This is a genomic window from Bradyrhizobium sp. CCBAU 11434 (genome assembly GCF_028128895.1).
In the GTDB taxonomy this organism is placed as follows: domain Bacteria; phylum Pseudomonadota; class Alphaproteobacteria; order Rhizobiales; family Xanthobacteraceae; genus Bradyrhizobium; species Bradyrhizobium zhengyangense.
Genome location: NZ_LBJX01000098.1, coordinates 233,356 through 253,062, shown reverse-complemented (window position 1 = coordinate 253,062; position 19,707 = coordinate 233,356). Strand labels below are relative to the sequence as shown.

General features: G+C 64.8%; 18 protein-coding genes and 1 other RNA gene. 12 read left to right on the top strand and 7 right to left on the bottom strand.

Annotated features, from left to right (window positions below; translation table 11 throughout):
* Nucleotides 1-2 precede the first annotated feature (2 nt).
* Nucleotides 3-1,358, top strand: a complete 1,356-nt coding sequence (locus XI06_RS30500; RefSeq protein WP_237871330.1) for an amidase family protein — start codon at nt 3-5, stop codon at nt 1,356-1,358.
* A gap of 70 nt (nt 1,359-1,428) precedes the next feature.
* Nucleotides 1,429-2,172, top strand: coding sequence for a Crp/Fnr family transcriptional regulator (locus tag XI06_RS30495; protein WP_271607131.1), 744 nt, complete (start codon nt 1,429-1,431; stop codon nt 2,170-2,172).
* 18 nt (nt 2,173-2,190) lie between these two features.
* Here the strand turns inward: XI06_RS30495 and XI06_RS30490 are convergent, their stop codons facing one another.
* Together XI06_RS30490 and XI06_RS30485 are read right to left on the bottom strand one after the other, a co-directional pair.
* A complete protein-coding gene (locus XI06_RS30490) occupies nt 2,191-2,541 on the bottom strand; it encodes a DUF6665 family protein (RefSeq protein WP_237865904.1) in 351 nt (116 codons plus the stop codon).
* 55 nt (nt 2,542-2,596) lie between these two features.
* Nucleotides 2,597-3,232, bottom strand: a complete 636-nt coding sequence (locus XI06_RS30485; RefSeq protein WP_237865905.1) for a TetR/AcrR family transcriptional regulator — start codon at nt 3,230-3,232, stop codon at nt 2,597-2,599.
* A 197-nt stretch (nt 3,233-3,429) separates the two neighbouring features.
* Between XI06_RS30485 and XI06_RS30480 the strand changes: the two genes are divergently transcribed.
* From XI06_RS30480 to XI06_RS30460, 5 genes are all read left to right on the top strand, one after another.
* A complete protein-coding gene (locus XI06_RS30480) occupies nt 3,430-4,737 on the top strand; it encodes an HlyD family secretion protein (protein ID WP_271607130.1) in 1,308 nt (435 codons plus the stop codon).
* A gap of 30 nt (nt 4,738-4,767) precedes the next feature.
* Nucleotides 4,768-6,357: a DHA2 family efflux MFS transporter permease subunit gene (locus tag XI06_RS30475; RefSeq protein WP_237865907.1), complete on the top strand. Its 1,590-nt coding sequence runs from the start codon at nt 4,768-4,770 to the stop codon at nt 6,355-6,357.
* Nucleotides 6,358-6,867: 510 nt separating this feature from the next.
* Nucleotides 6,868-8,667 (top strand): ABC transporter ATP-binding protein, encoded by a 1,800-nt coding sequence (locus tag XI06_RS30470; RefSeq protein ID WP_237871324.1) that lies wholly within the window; start codon nt 6,868-6,870, stop codon nt 8,665-8,667.
* A gap of 53 nt (nt 8,668-8,720) precedes the next feature.
* A complete protein-coding gene (locus XI06_RS30465; RefSeq protein ID WP_237871322.1) occupies nt 8,721-10,124 on the top strand; it encodes an MATE family efflux transporter in 1,404 nt (467 codons plus the stop codon).
* 72 nt (nt 10,125-10,196) lie between these two features.
* Nucleotides 10,197-11,456 (top strand): O-antigen ligase family protein, encoded by a 1,260-nt coding sequence (locus tag XI06_RS30460; protein ID WP_237865941.1) that lies wholly within the window; start codon nt 10,197-10,199, stop codon nt 11,454-11,456.
* Here the strand turns inward: XI06_RS30460 and XI06_RS30455 are convergent.
* Nucleotides 11,453-12,196, bottom strand: coding sequence for a sulfite exporter TauE/SafE family protein (locus XI06_RS30455; protein WP_237865910.1), 744 nt, complete (start codon nt 12,194-12,196; stop codon nt 11,453-11,455). The genes XI06_RS30460 and XI06_RS30455 overlap by 4 nt on opposite strands.
* A 267-nt stretch (nt 12,197-12,463) precedes the next feature.
* Between XI06_RS30455 and XI06_RS30450 the strand changes: the two genes are divergently transcribed.
* Nucleotides 12,464-12,742 carry a hypothetical protein gene (locus XI06_RS30450; RefSeq protein WP_237865911.1) on the top strand — a complete coding sequence of 93 codons (279 nt, stop codon included), beginning with the start codon at nt 12,464-12,466 and terminating at the stop codon, nt 12,740-12,742.
* A 6-nt stretch (nt 12,743-12,748) separates the two neighbouring features.
* Here XI06_RS30450 and XI06_RS30445 read toward each other — a convergent pair whose 3' ends face one another.
* A complete protein-coding gene (locus tag XI06_RS30445) occupies nt 12,749-14,125 on the bottom strand; it encodes an aminotransferase-like domain-containing protein (RefSeq protein ID WP_237865912.1) in 1,377 nt (458 codons plus the stop codon).
* Between the two features lie 49 nt (nt 14,126-14,174).
* Between XI06_RS30445 and XI06_RS30440 the strand changes: the two genes are divergently transcribed.
* Nucleotides 14,175-14,636 carry a DUF983 domain-containing protein gene (locus XI06_RS30440; protein WP_271607129.1) on the top strand — a complete coding sequence of 154 codons (462 nt, stop codon included), beginning with the start codon at nt 14,175-14,177 and terminating at the stop codon, nt 14,634-14,636.
* Nucleotides 14,637-14,712: 76 nt separating this feature from the next.
* A complete protein-coding gene (locus tag XI06_RS30435; RefSeq protein WP_237865914.1) occupies nt 14,713-15,426 on the top strand; it encodes an alpha/beta fold hydrolase in 714 nt (237 codons plus the stop codon).
* 58 nt (nt 15,427-15,484) lie between these two features.
* Here the strand turns inward: XI06_RS30435 and rnpB are convergent.
* Nucleotides 15,485-15,911: RNase P RNA component class A (gene rnpB, locus XI06_RS30430), an RNA gene on the bottom strand.
* A 150-nt stretch (nt 15,912-16,061) separates the two neighbouring features.
* Between rnpB and XI06_RS30425 the strand changes: the two genes are divergently transcribed.
* On the top strand, nt 16,062-16,412 hold the full coding sequence (locus XI06_RS30425; protein WP_237865915.1) for a YciI family protein: 351 nt from the start codon (nt 16,062-16,064) through the stop codon (nt 16,410-16,412).
* Nucleotides 16,412-17,644: an RNA polymerase sigma factor gene (locus tag XI06_RS30420; RefSeq protein ID WP_237865942.1), complete on the top strand. Its 1,233-nt coding sequence runs from the start codon at nt 16,412-16,414 to the stop codon at nt 17,642-17,644. Before XI06_RS30425 ends, XI06_RS30420 begins: the two co-directional genes overlap by 1 nt.
* Here XI06_RS30420 and XI06_RS30415 read toward each other — a convergent pair.
* Nucleotides 17,641-18,663, bottom strand: a complete 1,023-nt coding sequence (locus XI06_RS30415; RefSeq protein WP_237865916.1) for a D-cysteine desulfhydrase family protein — start codon at nt 18,661-18,663, stop codon at nt 17,641-17,643. The two genes, XI06_RS30420 and XI06_RS30415, sit on opposite strands and share 4 nt — an antisense overlap.
* Before the next feature lie 100 nt (nt 18,664-18,763).
* A complete protein-coding gene (locus tag XI06_RS30410; protein WP_237865917.1) occupies nt 18,764-19,546 on the bottom strand; it encodes an N-acetylmuramoyl-L-alanine amidase in 783 nt (260 codons plus the stop codon).
* Nucleotides 19,547-19,707: the final 161 nt, after the last annotated feature.

Sequence of the window (19,707 nt, the reverse complement as noted above, 5' to 3'; positions counted from 1 at the left end):
CAATGGATATCTCCCCCCGCCGTCTCCGCGCCGCCTATCGCAGCGGCGCGCTCAAGCCGTCCGATGTCGTCGCGCATGTGCTGTCGCGCCTTACGGACGCCGACCAGAGCGGCGTCTGGATATCGAAAGCCAAACCCGAGAATGTCATGGCCGCCGCGCGTGCGCTCGATGCGCGCGCCAATGAAATCGACAAGCTGCCGCTTTACGGGCTGATCGTCTCGGTGAAGGACTGTATCGATGTCGCCGGCGAGCAGACCACCTCGGCCTGCCCGGAATTCGCCTATGTCGCGAAAGATACGAGCCCGGTTGTCGCTGACGCCATCGCCGCCGGAGCCATCTATATCGGCAAGACGAACATGGATCAGTTTGCCACCGGCCTCGTCGGTGTGCGCTCGCCCTATGGCATCGCGCGCAACCCGTACAATGCGGACTACATTCCCGGTGGTTCCAGCTCGGGCGCCGCAGTGTCGGTCGCAACCGGCACGTCGTCCTTTGCCTTCGGCACCGATACCGGCGGATCGGGCAGAGTGCCGGCGTCCTATTGCGGTGTCACCGGCTTCAAGCCGGCACCGGGTGCGTTCAGCCAGCGCGGCATGGTCTATGCCTGCCGAAGCTTCGATACCATCTCGCTGTACACGCGGGAGCCGGGCGACGGCTATGACGTCTATCGCGTGCTGGCGCGACGCGACCCCGCGGATTGCTTTTCGCCGGTCGATTTTGCCGGCTGGACGGAGCAGATCTCTCCGGCTCGGCCCTTCCGGATCGCGACACCTCGACCGGACCAGCTCAGGTTCTTCGGCAACGAGGAGACGGAGAGGCTGTTCGGCAGCGGGCTTCGCAAGTTGCGGCGGCTTGACATGTCGGTCGCTTCCACCGATTTTTCGCCGTTCGCCTCGATCAACGATCTGATGTTCTTTGGGCCGTTCCTCGCCGAGCGTGATGTTTCGGTTGGCGCGTTCCTCGAGGCCAATCCGGACGCGGGCATCAGGATCGTGCGCGATCTTGTTATCGGCAGCCGGAAGTTCAACGCGGCCGACACTTATCGCGCGCTCTACGAGGTCAAGGAGGTCCAGCGCGTGCTCCGCGACTTCTGGCAATCTCACGACGCGTTGGTCGTGCCCACGGTCGGAACCGTGCTCAGGATTGACGACGTCGCGCGCGATCCGCTGACGGCAAATTTCAACAATGGCTACTACACGAACTACGCCAATCCGCTGGGGCTCACCGCAATCGCGGTGCCGAATGCGATGACCGGGGCAGGCGTGCCCCATGGCGTCACCTTTCTGGCGCCGGCGGGGCGGGAGCGCCTGCTCACCGACCTCGCCTGTGCATTCATGGAAGCGGAAGCCCAGGCTTGAACACTTTCCCTCGCGTTGCAATCTGACCGGAGACCTCCTAGCCTTCGAGCCGGCACTCGAAGGGAGACCGATGGTGGGGCGCAGTCATGCGCAGGAGGTGGCCGATCCGGGTGAGGCTCCAAGTGAGCCTTGCGCCGAGATGCAAAGGGCCGGGACCGGACGTTATGTGCTGAAGGCGCTCGACAAGGCCGATCTCGACCTGGTGATGCGGACCGGCAGGCTCGCGGCCTACCAGAACCGCGAATATCTGCTGCGGGAAGGGGAGCCTGCGAACGGCATCCACATCATCCTGAACGGGATCGTGGAAAGTACCCATGCCGGTACGCAGGGGCGCGAGCTGATGCTGGCGACCTGGGAGGCCGGCGACTTCGTCGGTGCGCCCTACATTCTCGGTGATCACCGCCATAGCTGGTCGGCCCGCGCGCTTGGCCGGGTCGAGGCCCTGCATCTCGACCAGGACGCGATCCGAACGTTGATCGCGCAATCTCCGTCGTTTGCGGTGGCACTGATCGAGTGCCTCGGCTTCAAGGGCGAGACTTATTCGATGCTGGCGCAGACGCTGGCGGGGCAGAAGGCGGCGGAGCGGCTGGTATTGCTGCTGGTGAAGCTCTGCGAAAACGCTGCTCAGGACGAGAGTGGCCCAATTTCGCTCGGTCGGATCACGCAGGCCAACTTGGCGCGCATGATTGGTGCGACACGACAGTCGATCAGCCTGATCCTCAGCCGCCTGCAGGACGACGGTATCATCTCGACCGGTCCGACCAAAATGGTCGTCAATGATCTTGCGGCGTTGAGGAAGCAGGTGACCGAGTAGCGAGCGCGCAGCAGAAAGTCATTTCGAAGCGAGCTTCGTTGGCGGCGCCAGCCCCATGCAGCGCTGCACCTCGGCCGGCACGTTGTAAGTCCGCATGATATGGCGGCTGTCGCGCAGGCCGGTGGCCTCGCGCTGGACCACGAACATCCAGAGCGCCTGACCGGCCTCCATTACCAGCTTGCGCCTCGCCGGCTGCATCGCGGCCGGCGTCTCCGAGGACGACTCCGAGGACTCATGGGCGGCGTCGAATTCGCGCAAGTGCGCCAGCGCCTGTTCGAGTGTGCGGCCCATCCGTCCAAGCGCTGAGGCCTGTTCCTGGACGATCTCATAATGGAGGATATCGACCGGCGGGCGAAGATCACGGGACATGGCGCTCACTATAATGCGGCGCCAACTGCAGGCGCAACGCGTCGCCGGCTTCCGCTCACTTCGCCTTGTACGCGGCCAGGAACATCCGCGTCGCGCTGTCGATCACTTCCGCCATGCGCTCTTCCGAGGGCGGCGGCGCGGCCTGGAAGACGAAGGGCAGGAAGAGCGAGGCCTTGCACAGTTCCATGAACTGCGAGGCCGCAAGGTCGCAATCGTCGATGGCGAGATCGCCGGAGGCGACATGGGCCTTCAGATATTCGGACAGCCGGTTGATGGTCTTGTCCAGCACGCGCAGATAATAGCGGCGGCCGACGTCGGGCATGCGCTCGGCAATCGCCATCACCGTGCGGATCGCCGATCCGCCGCCGGGCCGGCAGAGCAGGTGCAGATAGGCCTGGCCGAAATCCTTCAGCGTGGTCTCGGCGTCGCGCGCAGGGTCGAAATTGAACACGACCTGGCCGTGAAACAGCGCTTCCTCCTCGAGGATGGCCTCGAACAGCGCGCTCTTGTCGGCGAAGTAGACATAGAGCGTCCCCTTGGAGACGCCGGCCGCGCGCGCGATCTCGCCCATGCTGGCGCCGTCAAAACCCAGATCCATGAACACCTTACGGGCGCCGGCCAGGATCTGGCGGCGCTTCGAGCTGTCCTCCTCTTGGAGGATTTGCAGATGTTCGCGGCCGGCTACAACCATTGGTTCAGCGTCTCGGAAGGTTTTCGGATCAGGGGTCGAAGCATGAAACCCAAATAAAGGATTCGGGCCAATAGGGTTCGCCCGGGAATATTATGTATATTGACCGAACCGTTCGGTCAATGATATTTGGGATGGACGAACGGGATTGCGGCCGCGCGACGGCTGCCCCGGTTCGCGTTTTTATTGGGGAGGCCTTTATGGCCACATCGAGAGACCAGGCTGCGCGCGTCCTTCGCCAGGAAGCGGTGGAGACGAATGCGACGAACGGCGAAGCTGCGCCCGGGGCATCGGTAGCCCTCGCCGAGCAGCTGCGGTCTCATGTGGTGGAAGAAAGCAAGCGCCGCACCAGCGAGGCGCCGGAGAAGCCTGTGGCCGATCAGCCGGCTCCGACCGCACCCACCACTGCCGCGCCGAAACCCGGCAAGCGCAAATTCGTCATGATGGGTGTGGGCCTCGTGCTGGCGCTCGCGGCAGCAGGCTACGCCGGCTACTACACGCTGGTCGGCCGCTTCTATGTCTCGACCGACGACGCCTATGTCCGCGCCAACAACACCATGCTGGGCGCGCGCGTGGCCGGTCATATCTCCTCGATCCTCGCCAAGGACAACACGCTGGTGCATGCCGGCGACATCGTCATGCGTATCGATGACGGCGACTACAAGATCGCGGTCGATGCAGCCGCAACCCGGATCGCGACCCAGCAGGCCACGATCGACCGCATCGGCCGCCAGATCGCGGCGCTCGACAGCCAGGTCGCGCAGGCCAAGGCGCAACTCGTCTCCGCCGAGGCGGGGCTCAAGCGCGCCGATCTCGACTATGAGCGCCAGCAGGCGCTGAGCAGCAAGGGCTTTGCCTCGCGCGCCACCTTCGAAACTTCGGAAGCCGGCCGCGACCAGGGCGCCGCCGCGGTCAAGGCCGCGCAGGCTGCCTATGACGTTGCGGTGAGCAATGTCGATGTCGCCAAGGCCCAGCAGGCCGAAGCCCAGGCGCAGCTCGCCGAGCTCAAGACTACGCTCGCCAAGGCCGAGCGCGACCTCGCCTTCGCATCGGTGCGGGCGCCGGTCGACGGCACCTTCTCCAACCGTCTCGTCAACGCCGGCGACTTCATTGCCGTCGGCCAGCGCCTCGGCAATGTCGTGCCGCTCGACGAGGTCTATATCGACGCCAATTTCAAGGAGACCCAGCTCAAGCGCATCCGTCCCGGCCAGCCGGTGACGATCAAGGTCGACGCCTACGGCATGCGCAAGTTCTCCGGCGTTGTCGACAGCATCGCAGCGGGCGCTGGCTCGGTGTTCACGCTGCTGCCGCCTGACAACGCCACCGGCAACTTCACCAAGATCGTGCAGCGCGTCCCGGTCCGCATCCGTGTGCCGAAGTCGGTCGCCAGGCAGAACCTGCTCCGCGCCGGCATGTCGGTCTACGCCACCGTCGACACCAACAAGGGCGCGGCCGACGCCGACAGCGAGACCGATCTCGACGATCCGACCATGATCCATCCGCAATAGGCGCGCGATCGGCGCTGCGAGGGTCAGACCATGGCGAACGCCACGACTGCTTCACCTGCCATGATGGCAGATCCCGCTTCGGAGCGCATTGCGCCGAAGCGGCTGTTCGCCTTCATCATCATGGTGTTCGGGATGTTCATGTCGATCCTGGACATCCAGATCGTCTCAGCGTCCTTGAGCGAAATCCAGGCCGGCCTGTCGGCGAGCTCCAGCGAGGTCTCCTGGGTCCAGACTGCCTATCTGATCGCGGAAGTGATCGCGATCCCGCTGTCGGGATTCCTGTCGCGCGCGTTCGGCACGCGGCTTTTGTTCGCGATCTCGGCGGCCGGCTTCACGATTTCGAGCCTGCTCTGCGGCTTCGCCACGACCATCGAGGAGATGATCCTCTGGCGCGCGCTGCAGGGCTTTCTCGGCGCCGGCATGATCCCGACGGTTTTCGCCTCCGCCTACACTGTGTTTCCGCGTTCGAAATTCCACATTGTCGGTCCCATCATCGGGCTTGTCGCGACCCTTGCTCCCACGATTGGTCCGACGGTCGGCGGCTACATCACCGATTTGATGTCGTGGAATTGGCTGTTCTTCATCAACGTCGTGCCCGGCATCGGCATCACCCTCGGTGTGTGGGCGCTGGTCGATTTCGACGAGCCGCATTTCGAGTTGCTCGACCGCTTCGACTGGTGGGGCCTGCTGTTCATGGCCGGCTTCCTCGGCACGCTGGAATACGTGCTGGAGGAGGGGCCGCAATATGAATGGCTGCAGGACACCTCGGTGGCGATCTGCGCCTGGATCTGCGTCGTCTCGGCGATCGCCTTCTTCGTGCGCGTCTTCACGGCGGCCGAGCCCATCGTCAATCTGCGCACCTTCAGCAACCGCAATTTCGCCGTCGGCTCCACGCTGCAATTCTGCATCGGCATCGGCCTTTACGGCCTGACCTACATCTATCCGCGCTATCTCGCCGAGGTGCGCGGCTACAGCGCGCTGATGATCGGCGAAACCATGTTCGTCTCTGGTATCACCATGTTCCTGGTGGCGCCGCTGGTCGGCCGGCTGATGGCGAGCCTGGACATGCGCTACATGGTCGCGTTCGGCCTGATCGTGTTCGCGATGGGCTCCTACCAGATGACCTGGATCACGCGCGACTACGATTTCTACGAGCTGCTCATTCCGCAGATCCTGCGCGGCGTCGGCATGATGTTCGCGATGGTGCCGACCAACAACATCGCGCTCGGCACGCTGCCGCCTGATCGGGTGAAGAACGCCTCCGGCCTGTTCAACCTGATGCGCAATCTCGGTGGTGCCGTCGGGCTCGCCGTCATCAACACCGTGCTCAACGATCGTACCGACCTGCACATCACGCGCCTTCAGGAGCGCATCACCTGGGGCAATGCGACCGCGACCGAAACCCTGACCATGCTCCAGCAAAAATTCCAGGGCCTCGGCGACTCCGCGCTGATGGCGATGAAGCAGCTCACCCAGATCGTGCACCGTCAGGCTGTGGTGATGAGCTTTGGCGACGCGTTCTTCATTCTGACGCTGTTCTACCTCAGCCTCAGCGTGCTGGTCACGTTGCTGAAAAGGCCGGCCTCGCCATTTGGCGCAGGCGGCGGTGACGCACACTGACGCGAGCCATATATTTGGTGTCGTCGCCCGGCTCGACCGGGCACCCCAGTATCCCGGAGGCGTGCATTGGAGAGCTCGCTCTCACCATGTCCGCCGCGACGCACGGGATGCCCCGCCCCCCGCGCGCAATTGCGCACTAGGCGGGGCATGACAGCGACAATTGAGGCGGCAGCCCCTCGCACCAAAATGCAACACTCGTGCGTGATCTCGCGCAGGCCCCGTTGCAAACTGCAAATCACACATCTATAAAGCGCACCTCATTTCAATCGAACCGGGGAGAGATTTGCATGATTTCGTCGCATTCGCAGATCGTACGCCCGCGCTCGATGTTCTGGCTCGGTACCTGCTTGGCCGCCTAGAGGCCGCTTCCGCCAGCTTCGATCGGATTTTTTACCCCGATCGCTCCGCTTCCCAACTGTAAGCCAATTCAAGTGACGCTGCTTCGGCCCTCGCGGCCGGCTTGTGTCCATCGATGGAGCCGGCCCGCGCCAACAGCGGCCGGATAATGTCATGACCGCCTTGTCGAAAAAGCCCGCGGCTATCCGCGTGGTTCTGCGCTTTGTGTTCCGGCACTGGCTGAAGCAGCCGGGGCGGGCGCTTGCCATCGCCGTCGGCCTGTTAGGTGCGACCGTCGCCGATCTGTTTATGCCGGTGTTCTCAGGACATCTGGTCGATGCGCTGACGCGCGGGCCGTCCGATCCCGATGCGCGCCACGCCGCCCTTGTGGCGCTGGGTGGCATTGTGGTGCTGGGCGCTGCGTCGATGGTGCTGCGCCTGAGCGGACTCCAGGTGATCGTGCCGTTCACGCTGAAGCTGATGTCTGACGTCGCGCAGGATGCCTTCCTGCGCGTGCAGCGCTTCTCGACCGACTGGCACGCCAATTCCTTCGCCGGCTCGACCGTGCGCAAGATCACGCGCGGCATGTGGGCGCTCGACCTGCTGAACGACACCATCCTGCTGGCGCTGCTGCCGTCGCTAGCGGTGCTGATCGGATCGATGATCCTGCTCGGCGTGCACTGGGCCTCGCTTGGTGCGGTGATCGCGCTCGGCGCGGCTGCCTATGTCACGATGACGGTGCTGTTCTCGATGCGCTACATCGCGCCGACCGCGCGTGTCTCCAATGCCTGGGACACCAAGGTCGGCGGCACGCTGGCGGACGCGCTCACCTGCAACGCGGTGGTGAAATCGTTCGGCGCGGAAATGCGCGAGGATGCGCGGCTCGCCCGCGTCATCAAGCGCTGGCGCGTGCGGGTGCGACGGACCTGGTTCCGTTACAACTACACGGCCATGTCGCAGCTCTCGCTGCTGCTGTGCCTGCGTGCGTCCGTGATCGGCGGTTCGGTGCTGCTGTGGATGTCGGGTCGCGCCTCGCCCGGCGACGTCACCTACGTGCTGACGAGCTACTACGTGATCCACGCTTACCTGCGGGATGTCGGCATGCACATCAACAACCTCCAGCGTTCGGTCAACGACATGGAGGAACTGGTGGCGATCCATGACGAGCCGATCGGCATCGCGGATGCCGAAGGCGCGCTGCCGATCGCGATCGAAGGCGGCGAGATCGTGTTCGACGACGTCACGTTCCATTACGGCGGACATCGCGCGCCGCTCTACGACGGATTGTCCTTGACGATCCGCGCCGGCGAGCGTGTCGGTCTCGTCGGCCGCTCCGGCTCCGGCAAGACGACGTTCGTCAAGCTGGTGCAGCGGCTCTACGACGTCACCGGCGGCCAGGTGCTGATCGACGGGCAGGATATCGCGCTCGCAACGCAGCAATCGCTGCGCTGCCAGATCGCGATCGTGCAACAGGAGCCGATCCTGTTTCACCGCACACTCGCCGAGAACATCGCCTACGGCCGGCCCGGCGCCAGCCTGGAGGCGATCGAGCAGGCGGCGCGGCTCGCCAATGCGCACGATTTCATCCTGCGCTTGCCGAAGGGCTACGGCACGCTGGTCGGCGAACGCGGCGTCAAACTGTCGGGCGGCGAGCGGCAGCGCGTTGCGCTGGCGCGCGCCTTCCTGGCGGATGCGCCGGTGCTGATCCTGGACGAGGCGACCTCGAGCCTCGATTCGGAATCGGAGGCGCTGATCCAGCAGGCGATGGAGCGGCTGATGAAAGGCCGCACCTCGATCGTGATCGCGCACCGGCTGTCGACGGTGAAGAGCCTCGATCGCATTCTCGTGTTCGACCGCGGCGAGATCGTCGAGCAAGGCACGCATGCCATGCTCGCGAGCAAGCCCGGCGGGATCTATCGCAGCCTGTTCGAGCGCCAAGTGGTGGAGCTCGGGCATATCGCAGCAGCGGAATGACGCGCGGCGGCAGGGCGAAAGCCTTGCCGTCACGTCGTCGAGGATGGAATGACATGAAGGACCTGACGCGCGGCTCCATCGTGAGCCACATTCTGAGCATGGCGCCACCGATCGTGGTCGGCATGATCACGATCATGATCTGCCAACTCGTCGACCTGTACTTCGTGTCCGGGCTCGGCGACGCCGCTGTTGCCGGTGTCGCCGCGGCCGGCAACGCCGGCTTCCTCGTCAACGGGCTGATGCAGATGCTCGGTGTCGGCGCGGTCGCGTTGATCGCGCATGCCGTGGGCCGCAAGGACCGCGACGACGCCAATATCATCTTCAACCAGTCGGTCGTGCTGTCGGTGCTGTTCGGGCTGCTGACGCTGCTCGGCGGCCTGGCGCTGGCGCGCCCCTATATGCGCGCGATCTCGGTCGACGCGGCCACGATCGAGGCTGGCGCCACCTATTTTCACTGGTTCATGCCGGCCTTGGCCCTGCAATTCGTGACGCAAGTGATGGGGGCCGCGCTGCGGGCCACCGGCATCGTGCGGCCGAGCATGCTGGTGCAGGTGCTCGCCGTGCTCCTCAACATCGCGCTGGCGCCGGTCCTGATCACGGGCTGGGGCACCGGACACGCGTTCGGTGTCGCCGGAGCGGGCCTTGCGAGCTCAATCGCCGTCTTCATCGGCGTGCTGATGCTGTTCGCTTATTATCACAGGCTGGAGCGCTACGTCGCCTTCCATCCGGAGCAATGGCGTCCGCGGCTGCGGGAGTGGAAACGGATCCTCAATGTCGGTCTGCCCGCGGGCGGCGAGTTCGCGATGATCTTTATCTTCATGGCCGCGATCTATTACGTGCTGCGCGATCTCGGTCCGGCGGCCCAGGCCGGATTTGGCATCGGCACGCGCGTCATCGGCTTGATCCAGATGCCGGCGCTTGCCGTCGCCCTCGCGGCGGGGCCGATTGCGGGCCAGAATTTCGGTGCGGGCAACAGCGAGCGAGTGCGGGAGACCTTCGTCAGGGCGGCGTTGATTGCGACGGTCTTGATGATCGCGCTCACTGTCTTCGTGCAGCTCGCACCCGGATTGTTGCTCACCGGCTTCTCGAATGATCCGGAGACGATGAGGGTCGCGTTGCTGTTTCTGAAAATGATCTCGCTGAACATGGTGGCGCAGGGATTCATCTTTGTCTGCTCCAGCATGTTCCAGGGCCTCGGCAACACCAAGCCGGTGCTGTGGAGCTCGGCGACACGCGTCCTCACTTATTCTCTGCCGGCGATCTGGCTTTCGACGCGGCCGGGCTTTCGGATCGAGTACGTCTGGTACATATCGAACGCGGCGACGACGCTCCAGGCCGTCCAGAGCCTGTGGTTGTTGCGCCGCGAGTTCAGGAAGCGGCTGGTGACTCCGACGGAGAATGCTGAAGAGCCGGTGAGTTCGGAGCCCAGCGCGCCTCTGGCCCGCGAGCCTGCGTAGCGACGGCTTGTTCCATCCCCGCGGCTCCGGCTAATTTGCCGGGCTGCGAGGGTGGGATTGTCGAAGGGACGAATGGGCGGAGTGGCGAACGAGGGGCGGCCGGCGACCTGGCTCTCGGCGATCTGGGCGGCGCGCTACCGCACGCCGGCTCGTTTTGTCGCGCTGATCGCGCTGCTGCTGCCGTGGACGACGAGCGGGACGACGTTCGCGCTGATACCCTGGCTGATTGCCTTCGCGTTCCTCGATCTGCGCGACTTCCCGCGCTCGCTGCTGCGTCCGGTCTGCCTGCTGCCGATCGCGCTGGTGGTCCTCGCGCTTGTCGGCATGCTCTGGTCGGAGGCCCCGTGGCCGGAAAAAGTTCATGCGATCGGACCGGTGTTGAAGCTCCTGGTGATCCCGCTTCTGATCTACCAGTTCGAGCGTTGGCCCTACGGCGTCTGGGTGTTCGTGGCTTTTCTCACATCCTGCGCGCTGGTCATGCTGGTCTCCTTCGCCGTCGCTGTTGACCCCGATCTGTCGCTGAAGCTCTATCTGTCGCGCGGGCCGTATAAGATCGAGAGCGGTGTCGCGGTGCGCAACTATATCGACCAGAGCCAGGAGTTCGGGCTCTGCGCGATTGCGTCGATCTATCCGATCGTGGCGTTGTTTCGCGAGGGACGCGTCCGTATCGCGATGCTGCTTACCGCGATCGCGATCGGCTTTCTCGCCAATATGACGTTTGTCGTGGTCTCGCGCACGGCACTGGTGACGCTGCCGATCCTGCTCGTGGTCTTTGCTCTCCTGCATCTGCGTTGGCGCGCCGCCTTGCTGGCCGCGGGTGCGATGGCGTGGTTGGCTGTGTCACTCTGGACGGTCTCGCCGCATCTGCGCGCAACCGTCGCGAAGTTCCAGGGCGACTACGAGATGAGCGTGGAGGACAAGCAGGTCAGCGGCATGGGTTCACGTCTGGAGTACTGGCGGAAATCCCTGGGCTTCGTCGCTGATGCGCCGCTGGTTGGCCACGGCACCGGCTCGATCCGCGCTCTGTTCGCAGGCGCGGCTGCGGATGCGGAGGCCGATCCGCTGCGCGGCGAGATCGTCAGCAATCCGCACAATCAGACGCTGAGCGTTGCGGTGCAATGGGGCGTGGTGGGCGTGCTGGTTCTCTACGCGCTATGGTTTGCGCATTTGCTGATGTTCCGCGGCGAGGGGCTCGCCTGCTGGATCGGCCTATTGGTCGTGGTGCAGAACATGCTGTCCTCGATGCTCAACACCCATCTGTTCGACTTCACGCCGGGCTGGATCTACGTGCTCGGTGTCGCGGGCGGCATGGCGCTCGCGAAGAAGAGCTAGAACGCACTGACGCTGTTCCAAACCAGGGTCGCGCCCGAGAGGAATAGCAGGCCGAGCACGACGTCGCCAAAATGCTTGTCGCTGAGGGCGTGATAGACGCGCGCCCCCAGCCATGCGCCGATCAACGTGCCCGGGAATGCGACCATCGCGAGCCACACCACCTTGAATGCGACGAGGCCCGAGGCGGTTTGCAGCACCAGCGCGGTCGCAAGCACCGTGAAATTGAACAGCTGGAAGATGCCCCGCCGTTCGTGCTTGTTCCAGCCGCGGATATTGGCCCACAGGATCGGGAGCGGTCCGGACAGGCCGGCGAGCCCGCCCAAAATGCCGCCGGCAAAGCCGATCACGCCGTCGGCGATGCGGCCGCCGAAGGTGACGGCGAACTGCTTTTTGTTGAAGTAGAGCGCGCTCGAGAAGATCAGCAACAGGACGCCGACGCTCAGTTTGAACACTTTTGGATCGGCCGAAGCGACCAGCGTGGTTCCGATCGGCACGCCGAGCAACCCACCGATCAGGAACGGCCACACCAGCGAGAGGTCAAAGCTTTTCCACATCGATGGCAGCGTCGAGGTTTGTGCGATCACCGAGCAGATCAGCACCAGGGGCACCGCGAGCGAGGGCGGCAGCACGTAAAGCCAGATGCCGAGCGCCATCAGCGCGGTGCCGAACCCGGCCAGCCCCGAGACGAACCCGCCGGCCAGCGCGCCGAACAGCAGCAGCGCAATCGTGAACGTTTCCACGCCTAAGTTCCTGTTGTCGCGATCTCGTGATCACCGCACCGTGCATAGCACAGCCGCGGACGTCGAGGTCAATGCATGCTTGCACGCAAATGCGACCTGCAATCGTCGGGCATTTTCGAACGATACGCCCAGGAAAATGGAGAACAACCATAGGTGCGCCGCGCCGGTGATGCCACCGAAGTGACTAATCGTGAACCCGCTCCTTGTTGGAACGGCGGGACCTCATTCGTATCTGAGCCGGGGCGGCCGTCGATTGGAGAGACAGCAATGCGTATGATTCTGGCTTCGAGCCTTTTGATCGCCCTCATGGGCTCTGCGAACGCGGCTACGGTGCACCATGCGCACCGACAGCATGTCATTGTTCGTCCCGATCAGGGAGGAGGCGCCTCAGACCCCGCTTCGGCCTTTGGCTACGCACCATCCGGGCCGGCGATCTATCCCCGCTCGGCACCGTACGGTGAATATGAAATGTATCCGCGGGATTCCCAGGGCTACGCGCCTGGCGAACGCGAGCAATTTCTCGACAGCGTGAGACGAGGCGGCTGACGCGCCTTAGACGATCTGCCTGGTATCCGCGGGCCTCTGCAGCGTGCCGATCAGAATCCGGAGTGCTTGCGTCAGCTCCGCGCGATTGCGCGCGGCGCCGAGCGACAGCCGTGCAGCATTCGGCGGACTGCCATCGACCACGAAAGAGTCGCTGGCCACCACGGCGAGCCCATCGCGCAACAGCTGCGCGGCGACATCGCGGCGGCCCGATCCCTCCGGAAGCCGCAACCACAGATGATGCGCGGCGGGGTTGGCCTGGAACTGAAACCCCTTCAGTGCGCGCTGCGCCAATTGCTGGCGGCCGACGGCCTCGTTGAGGATGGCCGCGATGATGCGGTCGGCGACACCGTTCTCGAGCCAATGCGTCACCAGCGCGACCATCAGCGGCGCCGGCATCTGCACTGTCGCTTGCAGATGGCCGCGCATCTGAAGCTGCGCGTCGACGTCGGGCGCCAGGAGATAGGCAACGCGCAACGCCGGCGCGATGCATTTTGACAGTGTCGTCGCGAGATATGTCCGCTCCGGGATGAGGTTCGCAATCGGCGAGGCCGATCGGTCGAGCAGCCCGTAGGCATCGTCCTCGATCAGGGCAGTATCGGCATCGCGGACGATCTTGGCGATTGCACTGCGTCGCTCGGCGGAGAGTGTCGCCGTGGTCGGATTGTGCAGGGTCGGAATGAGATAGACTGCCTTCGGGCCGTGCGTGCGACAGGCCTTCGCCAGCGCATCCGGCAAAATGCCCCCGTCATCCATGGCGACACTGACGAGCTTGACGCCGAGCTGCGCAGCCGCCGCTTTAATGCCGGGAAAGGTGAGGGCCTCCGTCAGCACGACGTCGCCTGGCCGCGCGAGGTGGGCGAGGAGGTTGAACAGGATCGTCTGTGCGCCCGGAAAGATCACGAGCTTGTCGGCCTGCGCATGGGGAACGCGCGCACGCATCCAGCGCGCGGCGACCTCGCGCTCATGCGCGCTGCCGCCCGGCGGCTGGTAGTTCAGGAATGCGGTCAGGCCCGATTGCGCGCGAAGGGCCTCAAAGCCGGCGATGATGCGCTCGTCGAGCTGCGCTTCGAGCGGATGCGGCGGCACGTTCATGGAGAGGTCGATCGTGACCGGATGTGGCAGGTCGACCGTACGGCGTGCACTGGTCTCCGACACGAACGAGCCCTGGCCCACGCGGGCCTCCATGATGCCGCGGCGTCGTGCCTCGGTGTAGGCGCGCGTCACCGTGGTGAGGTCGATGCCCAGCGCTTTTGCCAGCGCACGCTGCGTCGGCAATTGCTGTCCCCGCACCAGCCGGCCCGTCGCGATGTCGGCCTCCATTGCGTCGACGATGCGCTGGTAGCGCGGCCCTGAGAGCTCCGAAATTGTAGGGGTCCAATCCATGCAATTTAGGCCCATATCCTTTGAATGTATGGATGCAGGATATTATTGTATGGATCATCAAAACGGAAGAGGTGTCGTCATGACGACCGGTTCAGTCTCTCTGGCAAAGGCGATGTGGCGTGGCTTTCGCGGCAAGTGCCCGAATTGCGGCGAAGGGCACGTGTTCGGCCGTTTCCTCAAGGTGGCCAGCGCTTGCGATCATTGCGGCGAGGAGCTGTTCCATCAGCGCGCCGACGACTTCCCGGCCTATCTCGTCATGGTCGTGGTCGGCCATCTCGTGGTGCCGGCGATCCTTGCGGTCGAGACCGCCTATGCGCCGCCGGTCTGGCTGCAACTCGCAGTGTGGCTGCCGGTGACGCTGTTTGCTTCGCTTGCTCTGCTGCAACCGACCAAAGGCGCGATCGTCGGCCTGCAATGGCAGATCGGCATGCACGGGTTTGAGGCGAGCAAGCTGCGGCGGGAAGCCGGCCAGCTTGCGCCCGTGCTGGTGAAGGCACAGCGCGCGGCCTGAGGCAGCTCGCGGCGTTTACATCGCGCGGCCCATTGCTACACTCCATCGCATCAAAACAAGAACGATGGAAACGCCAATGGCCGCACGCGCAAAAACCTTCCTGCTTTGTCATGGCGCGTGGTCCGGCGGCTGGTCCTGGCGCAAGATGCATCCGCTGATGGCGCAGGCCGGCCACCGCCTGGTCGCGCCCACCTACACCGGGCTCGGTGAACGATCGCATCTCGCCAGTCCCGCGGTCGATCTCGACACGCACATCCAGGACATCCTGGGCGTCATCAAGTTCGAGGATCTCGACGACATCGTGCTGCTCGGCCACAGCTATGGCGGCATGGTCGCGACGGGCGTTGCCGATCGCGCGCGTGAGCGCGTGACGCAATTGATCTATCTTGACGCCTTCGTGCCGCGCGATGGCCAGTCGCTGTTCGATCTCAACGAAGGTGGACGCGAGCCGATGCGCAAGGCTGCCGCCGCCGGCGATGGCTATCGCATCCCGCCGAACCCGCCGCCCCCTGATACGCCACAGGCCGATCTCGATTGGCTCAACGCCCGCCGAATCAACATGCCGATCAAATGCTTCGAGACGAAGCTGAAGCTTCAGCACGGCGAGCCGGCAATGCCGCGCAGCTACATCTATTGCGCCCGCATCCCGCCCGGTGATGTGTTCGGGCAATTCGCAAGGCGGGCGAGGAGCGAGCAGGGCTGGCGCTATTTCGAGCTCGACGCCAGCCACGCGCCGAACGTTACGGCACCGGGGGCATTGATGAAGGTGTTGCACGAGATCGTGGCGTAGAGCGGCGCCCAAAATTGGTGAGGGGTCCGATGCGTTGGCATCGAACCCCTCGTTGCAAGATATCAGCCGGCCTGTAAGCCGGGTTCTGTAGGGCACCGCCTGCTTGCGCAAACGATACGTGACGACCATTCCTCTGGGACCATGTTTGCACATGACCTCGAGCAACCTACCCGGACGGCGGGCCTGACATCGCCCCGCGGCGTTATCGCTTTCGCGAACAGCCCGCTATGCCGTCCCTATTCGGTTTTGCTCCCGGTGGGGTTTACCATGCCGGCTCCGTTGCCGGACCCGCGGTGCGCTCTTACCGCACCTTTTCACCCTTACCCCGCGAAGCCCGAAGGCGAAGCGGGGCGGTTCGTTCTCTGTGGCACTTTCCCTGGGGTCGCCCCCGCCGGACGTTATCCGGCACCGTATGTCAAGGGAGCCCGGACTTTCCTCCCCGGCGGCCTTTCGGCGCTTGCCGGAGCGGCCGTCCGGCCGACTGACTGACAAGGCAATGGGCATTTGTGACGGTTTCGTCAAGCCAAGATCGTGGCGCACGCGGCGGCGGAAATAATTTATCCTGAAGATGTCGTTGGGCGCGGACCCCGTTCGACTGGATGTCGGCGATCCAGCCGAAGCACAGGAGTAAAGCGATGCAATATCTGCTGCTGATCTACCGGAACGAAAACTACATGACCGACATGAGCGCCACCGACCGCCAGAAGCTGATGGGAGAATACGGCGCCTACACCCAGTCGATCATCCAGAGCGGCCATTTCAAGGCCGGCGATGGGCTGCAGCCGACGACGACCGCGACCACGGTGCGCGTTCGCGACGGCAAGACCATGACCACCGACGGACCGTTCGCGGAAACGCGCGAGCAGCTCGGCGGCTACTATCTGGTCGAAGCCAAGGATATCGACGATGCCGTTGCGCTCGCCGCGCGAATTCCCGAGGCGAAGCGGGGCTCGATCGAGGTCCGGCCGGTCATGATCTACAATTGATCGCACCGAGCGACATCGACAAGATCTTCCGCGACGAGGCGGGGCGGGCGCTGGCCACCCTGATCCGCCTCGTCGGCGATTTCGATTTGGCCGAGGACGCGCTGCAGGATGCGTTCGCGGTCGCGCTGGAGCGCTGGTCGGCGTGCGAGATCCCTGACAATCCGCGCGCCTGGCTGGTCAATGTCGGCCGCAACAAGGCGATCGACCGCATCAGGCGCCAGGCCGCCTTTCGCGGCAAGCAGCAGGCGCTCCTGCATGAGCTCGAGCTCAACGCGAATACGCCGGCTGAGCCGCCCGCGGTGCTCGACGACGACATGCTGCGGCTGATCTTCACCTGCTGCCATCCGGCGTTCGCGGTCGAGGTCCAGGTCGCGCTGACGCTGCGCACCGTCTGCGGCCTCTCCGCCGCGCAGGTCGCGCGCGCGTTCCTCATTGGTGAGGATGCGATGGCGCAGCGCCTCGTCCGCGCCAAGCAGAAGATCAGGCTCGCCGGCATTCCCTATGAGGTGCCGGAGCGCGACGCGCTGGCGCCTCGGCTCGACGGCGTGCTTGCCGTGATCTATCTGGTCTATACCGAAGGCTATGTCGCAACCTCGGGCACGGACCTGATGCGGCCCGATCTCGCGACTGAGGCGATCAGGCTGGCGCGCTTGCTTGACCGTCTGATGCCGGATCGCGCCGCGATCAAGGGCCTGCTGGCGCTGATGCTGTTGCACGATGCGCGCCGCGCCGGCCGCGAGACCGCGGCCGGCGACATCGTCCTGCTGGAAGAGCAGGACCGTTCGCTCTGGGATCGCGCGCAGATCGAGGAAGGCTTGCGCCTCGTCGATGACGCGCTGCGCGTGCCGGGCCGGCCGCAGCCCTATGCGGTGCAGGCCGCGATCGCCGCGTTGCATGCCCGCGCGCCGAGCTTCGAGGCGACCGACTGGCCGCAGATCGCCGGGCTCTATGAAGTGCTGTTGCGCATCAGCCCGTCACCGGTGATCGAGCTCAACCACGCCGCCGCCGTGTCGATGGTCGACGGCCCCGCCCGCGCGCTCGATCTCGTCGACGCGATCACCGCGCGTGGCGGCCTCGATGGTTACGAGATGTTGCCGGCGGTGCGCGCCGATCTGCTGCGACGGCTCGGCCGCAAGGATGACGCGCGCGAGGCTTATCGCGTGGCGAGCGAGGCGACCCAGCTCGAGCCGTTGCGACGGCTGTATGCGCGGCGGCTGCGGGAGCTCGACTAGATGCCGAGCGCACTCTGATAGGCGAACAGGGCGGGGGCGCCGCCCGTGTGCAGGAAGATGACGTCCTCGTCATTGCGCCAACGCCCCATCCGGATCATCGCGATCAGGCCGGCGAGCCCTTTGCCCGAATAGACGGGGTCGAGCACGAGCGCCTCCGTTTGTCCGGCGAGCCGGATCGCCTCGATCGTAGCCGCGTGCGGCACGCCATAGGCTGGGCCGGCGTGACCGGCGACCACTTCGACCAAGGCCTCGTCGAAATCTGCGTCGAGCAGATCCGCCGCTTGCCGCGCAAGCCCCACCACGTCAGTGCGCACCCGCGCCGGCTCGGCATCGATGTCGATCCCGATGACTTTCGTGTCCGGCATGGAGATGGCCGCGCCGACGATGAGACCAGCCTGCGTGCCGGCACTACCGGAGCAATGCACGATCGCGGATGGTTTGAAGCCAGACAGCGCCGCCTGCTGCGCGATTTCGGCGATCGTGGTGGCATAGGCAACCGCGCCCAGTACATTCGAGACGCCGTAGGGCACGAAATATGGCTTGCGTCCTTTCGTCCGGAGATCGTCGACGAGCGTGCGGATGGCGGCATTGCGGTCGCCGGTCCAGGGCACGTCGTGCAGATGCGCGCCGAACAGCCGATTGAGAAAGGCATTGCCCGAGGTCTCGTATTCCGGTGTCGGCGGCGCGAGCCGGCCGTGATAGACGGCGAGATGGCAGGGCAGACCGAGCTTTGCCGCAACTGCCGCGACCTGCCGCTGGCTATTCGATTGCACGACACCGCCTGAGACGATCGTGTCCGCGCCTTTCGAGACTGCATCGTGCAGGACGTAGTCGAGCTTGCGCAACTTGTTGCCGCCGAAGCCAAGCCCCGTCGCGTCGTCGCGTTTGACCCACAGCCGCGGCCCGCCGAGATGAGCCGTCAGTCGCTTCATGGGCTCGAGCGGCGTGGGAAGATTGGCGAGGCCCAGGCGCGGAAAGGCTGCGAGGCGGTCGATCAGCGGCTTGCGATCCCCAGGCATCGTTTGCCTCGTCCCGTGTGTCCGACGATCGGACCATAGCCCGACGTCGGGAATTGCAGGGACGATAGTGCGATCACATTCAGGCGAACTCTGGGACGCGCTACTTCGACGCGGCAGCAGTCCCATCCGCCGGCAGGCTCGCCAGCAGCGCCTGCAAGGTCGACAGCGTCGAGTGATCGGCAACACCGTCGAGGCGCGCGGGGCGGAAGTGGCGCTGGAAGGCGGTGACGACTTCCATGGTCGATGCGTCGTATTTGCCCGACAGCGGCACGCCATAGCCGTAGCGGGCGAGCGCCTGCTGCAGGCTCAGCACCTCGTCGCTGATGGTGCCGAGCATCAGGGTTTCGCCGCGCACGATCGGCGCCGGCGTCACCCAGTGGCCGACACCGGAATTGGCGAGGGAATGCCAGGGAAATTTTTCGCCGGGATCCTTCTTGCGCGCGGGCGCGACGTCGGAATGGCCGAGCACCCGCTGCGGCGTTACCTTGCGGCGGAGCATGATGCCCCGGCACAGCGCGATCACGGCGGCGATCTGGCGCAGCGGATATTCCGGATAGCCCCAGTCGTGGCCGCGATTGATGATCTCAATCCCGATCGAGCAGGAGTTGATGTCGTCTTCGCCGGCCCAGGACGAGACGCCGGCGTGCCAGGCGCGGCGCGATTCCGGCACGCATTGCACGATGCGGCCGTCCTCCAGCACGACATAATGGGCCGACACTTCGGTGCCGGCCGTGCACAGCCGCGCCAGCGCGCCCTCGACGTCGGGCATGCCGGTGTAGTGCAGCAAGATCATGTCCACCTGCCGTCCCTTGTTGCGGTCGCCGTGATTGGGCGAAGGGATGATGTCGGAGACGATCGACGAATCCGGCTCGAACGTCCGCATGCTCGCTGCGGCCTTTGGAACCGGGAGAACGCGCTGACGCTTCGAATCAGTTCCAGACGGTGTGGACGGACCGGACGACATAAACAGCTCAGAATCGGAGGACGAGTGGGCCAAGCCCTTCTCTTTACTATTTCTTTACTGTCCGGTCCGCGCAATCGCGC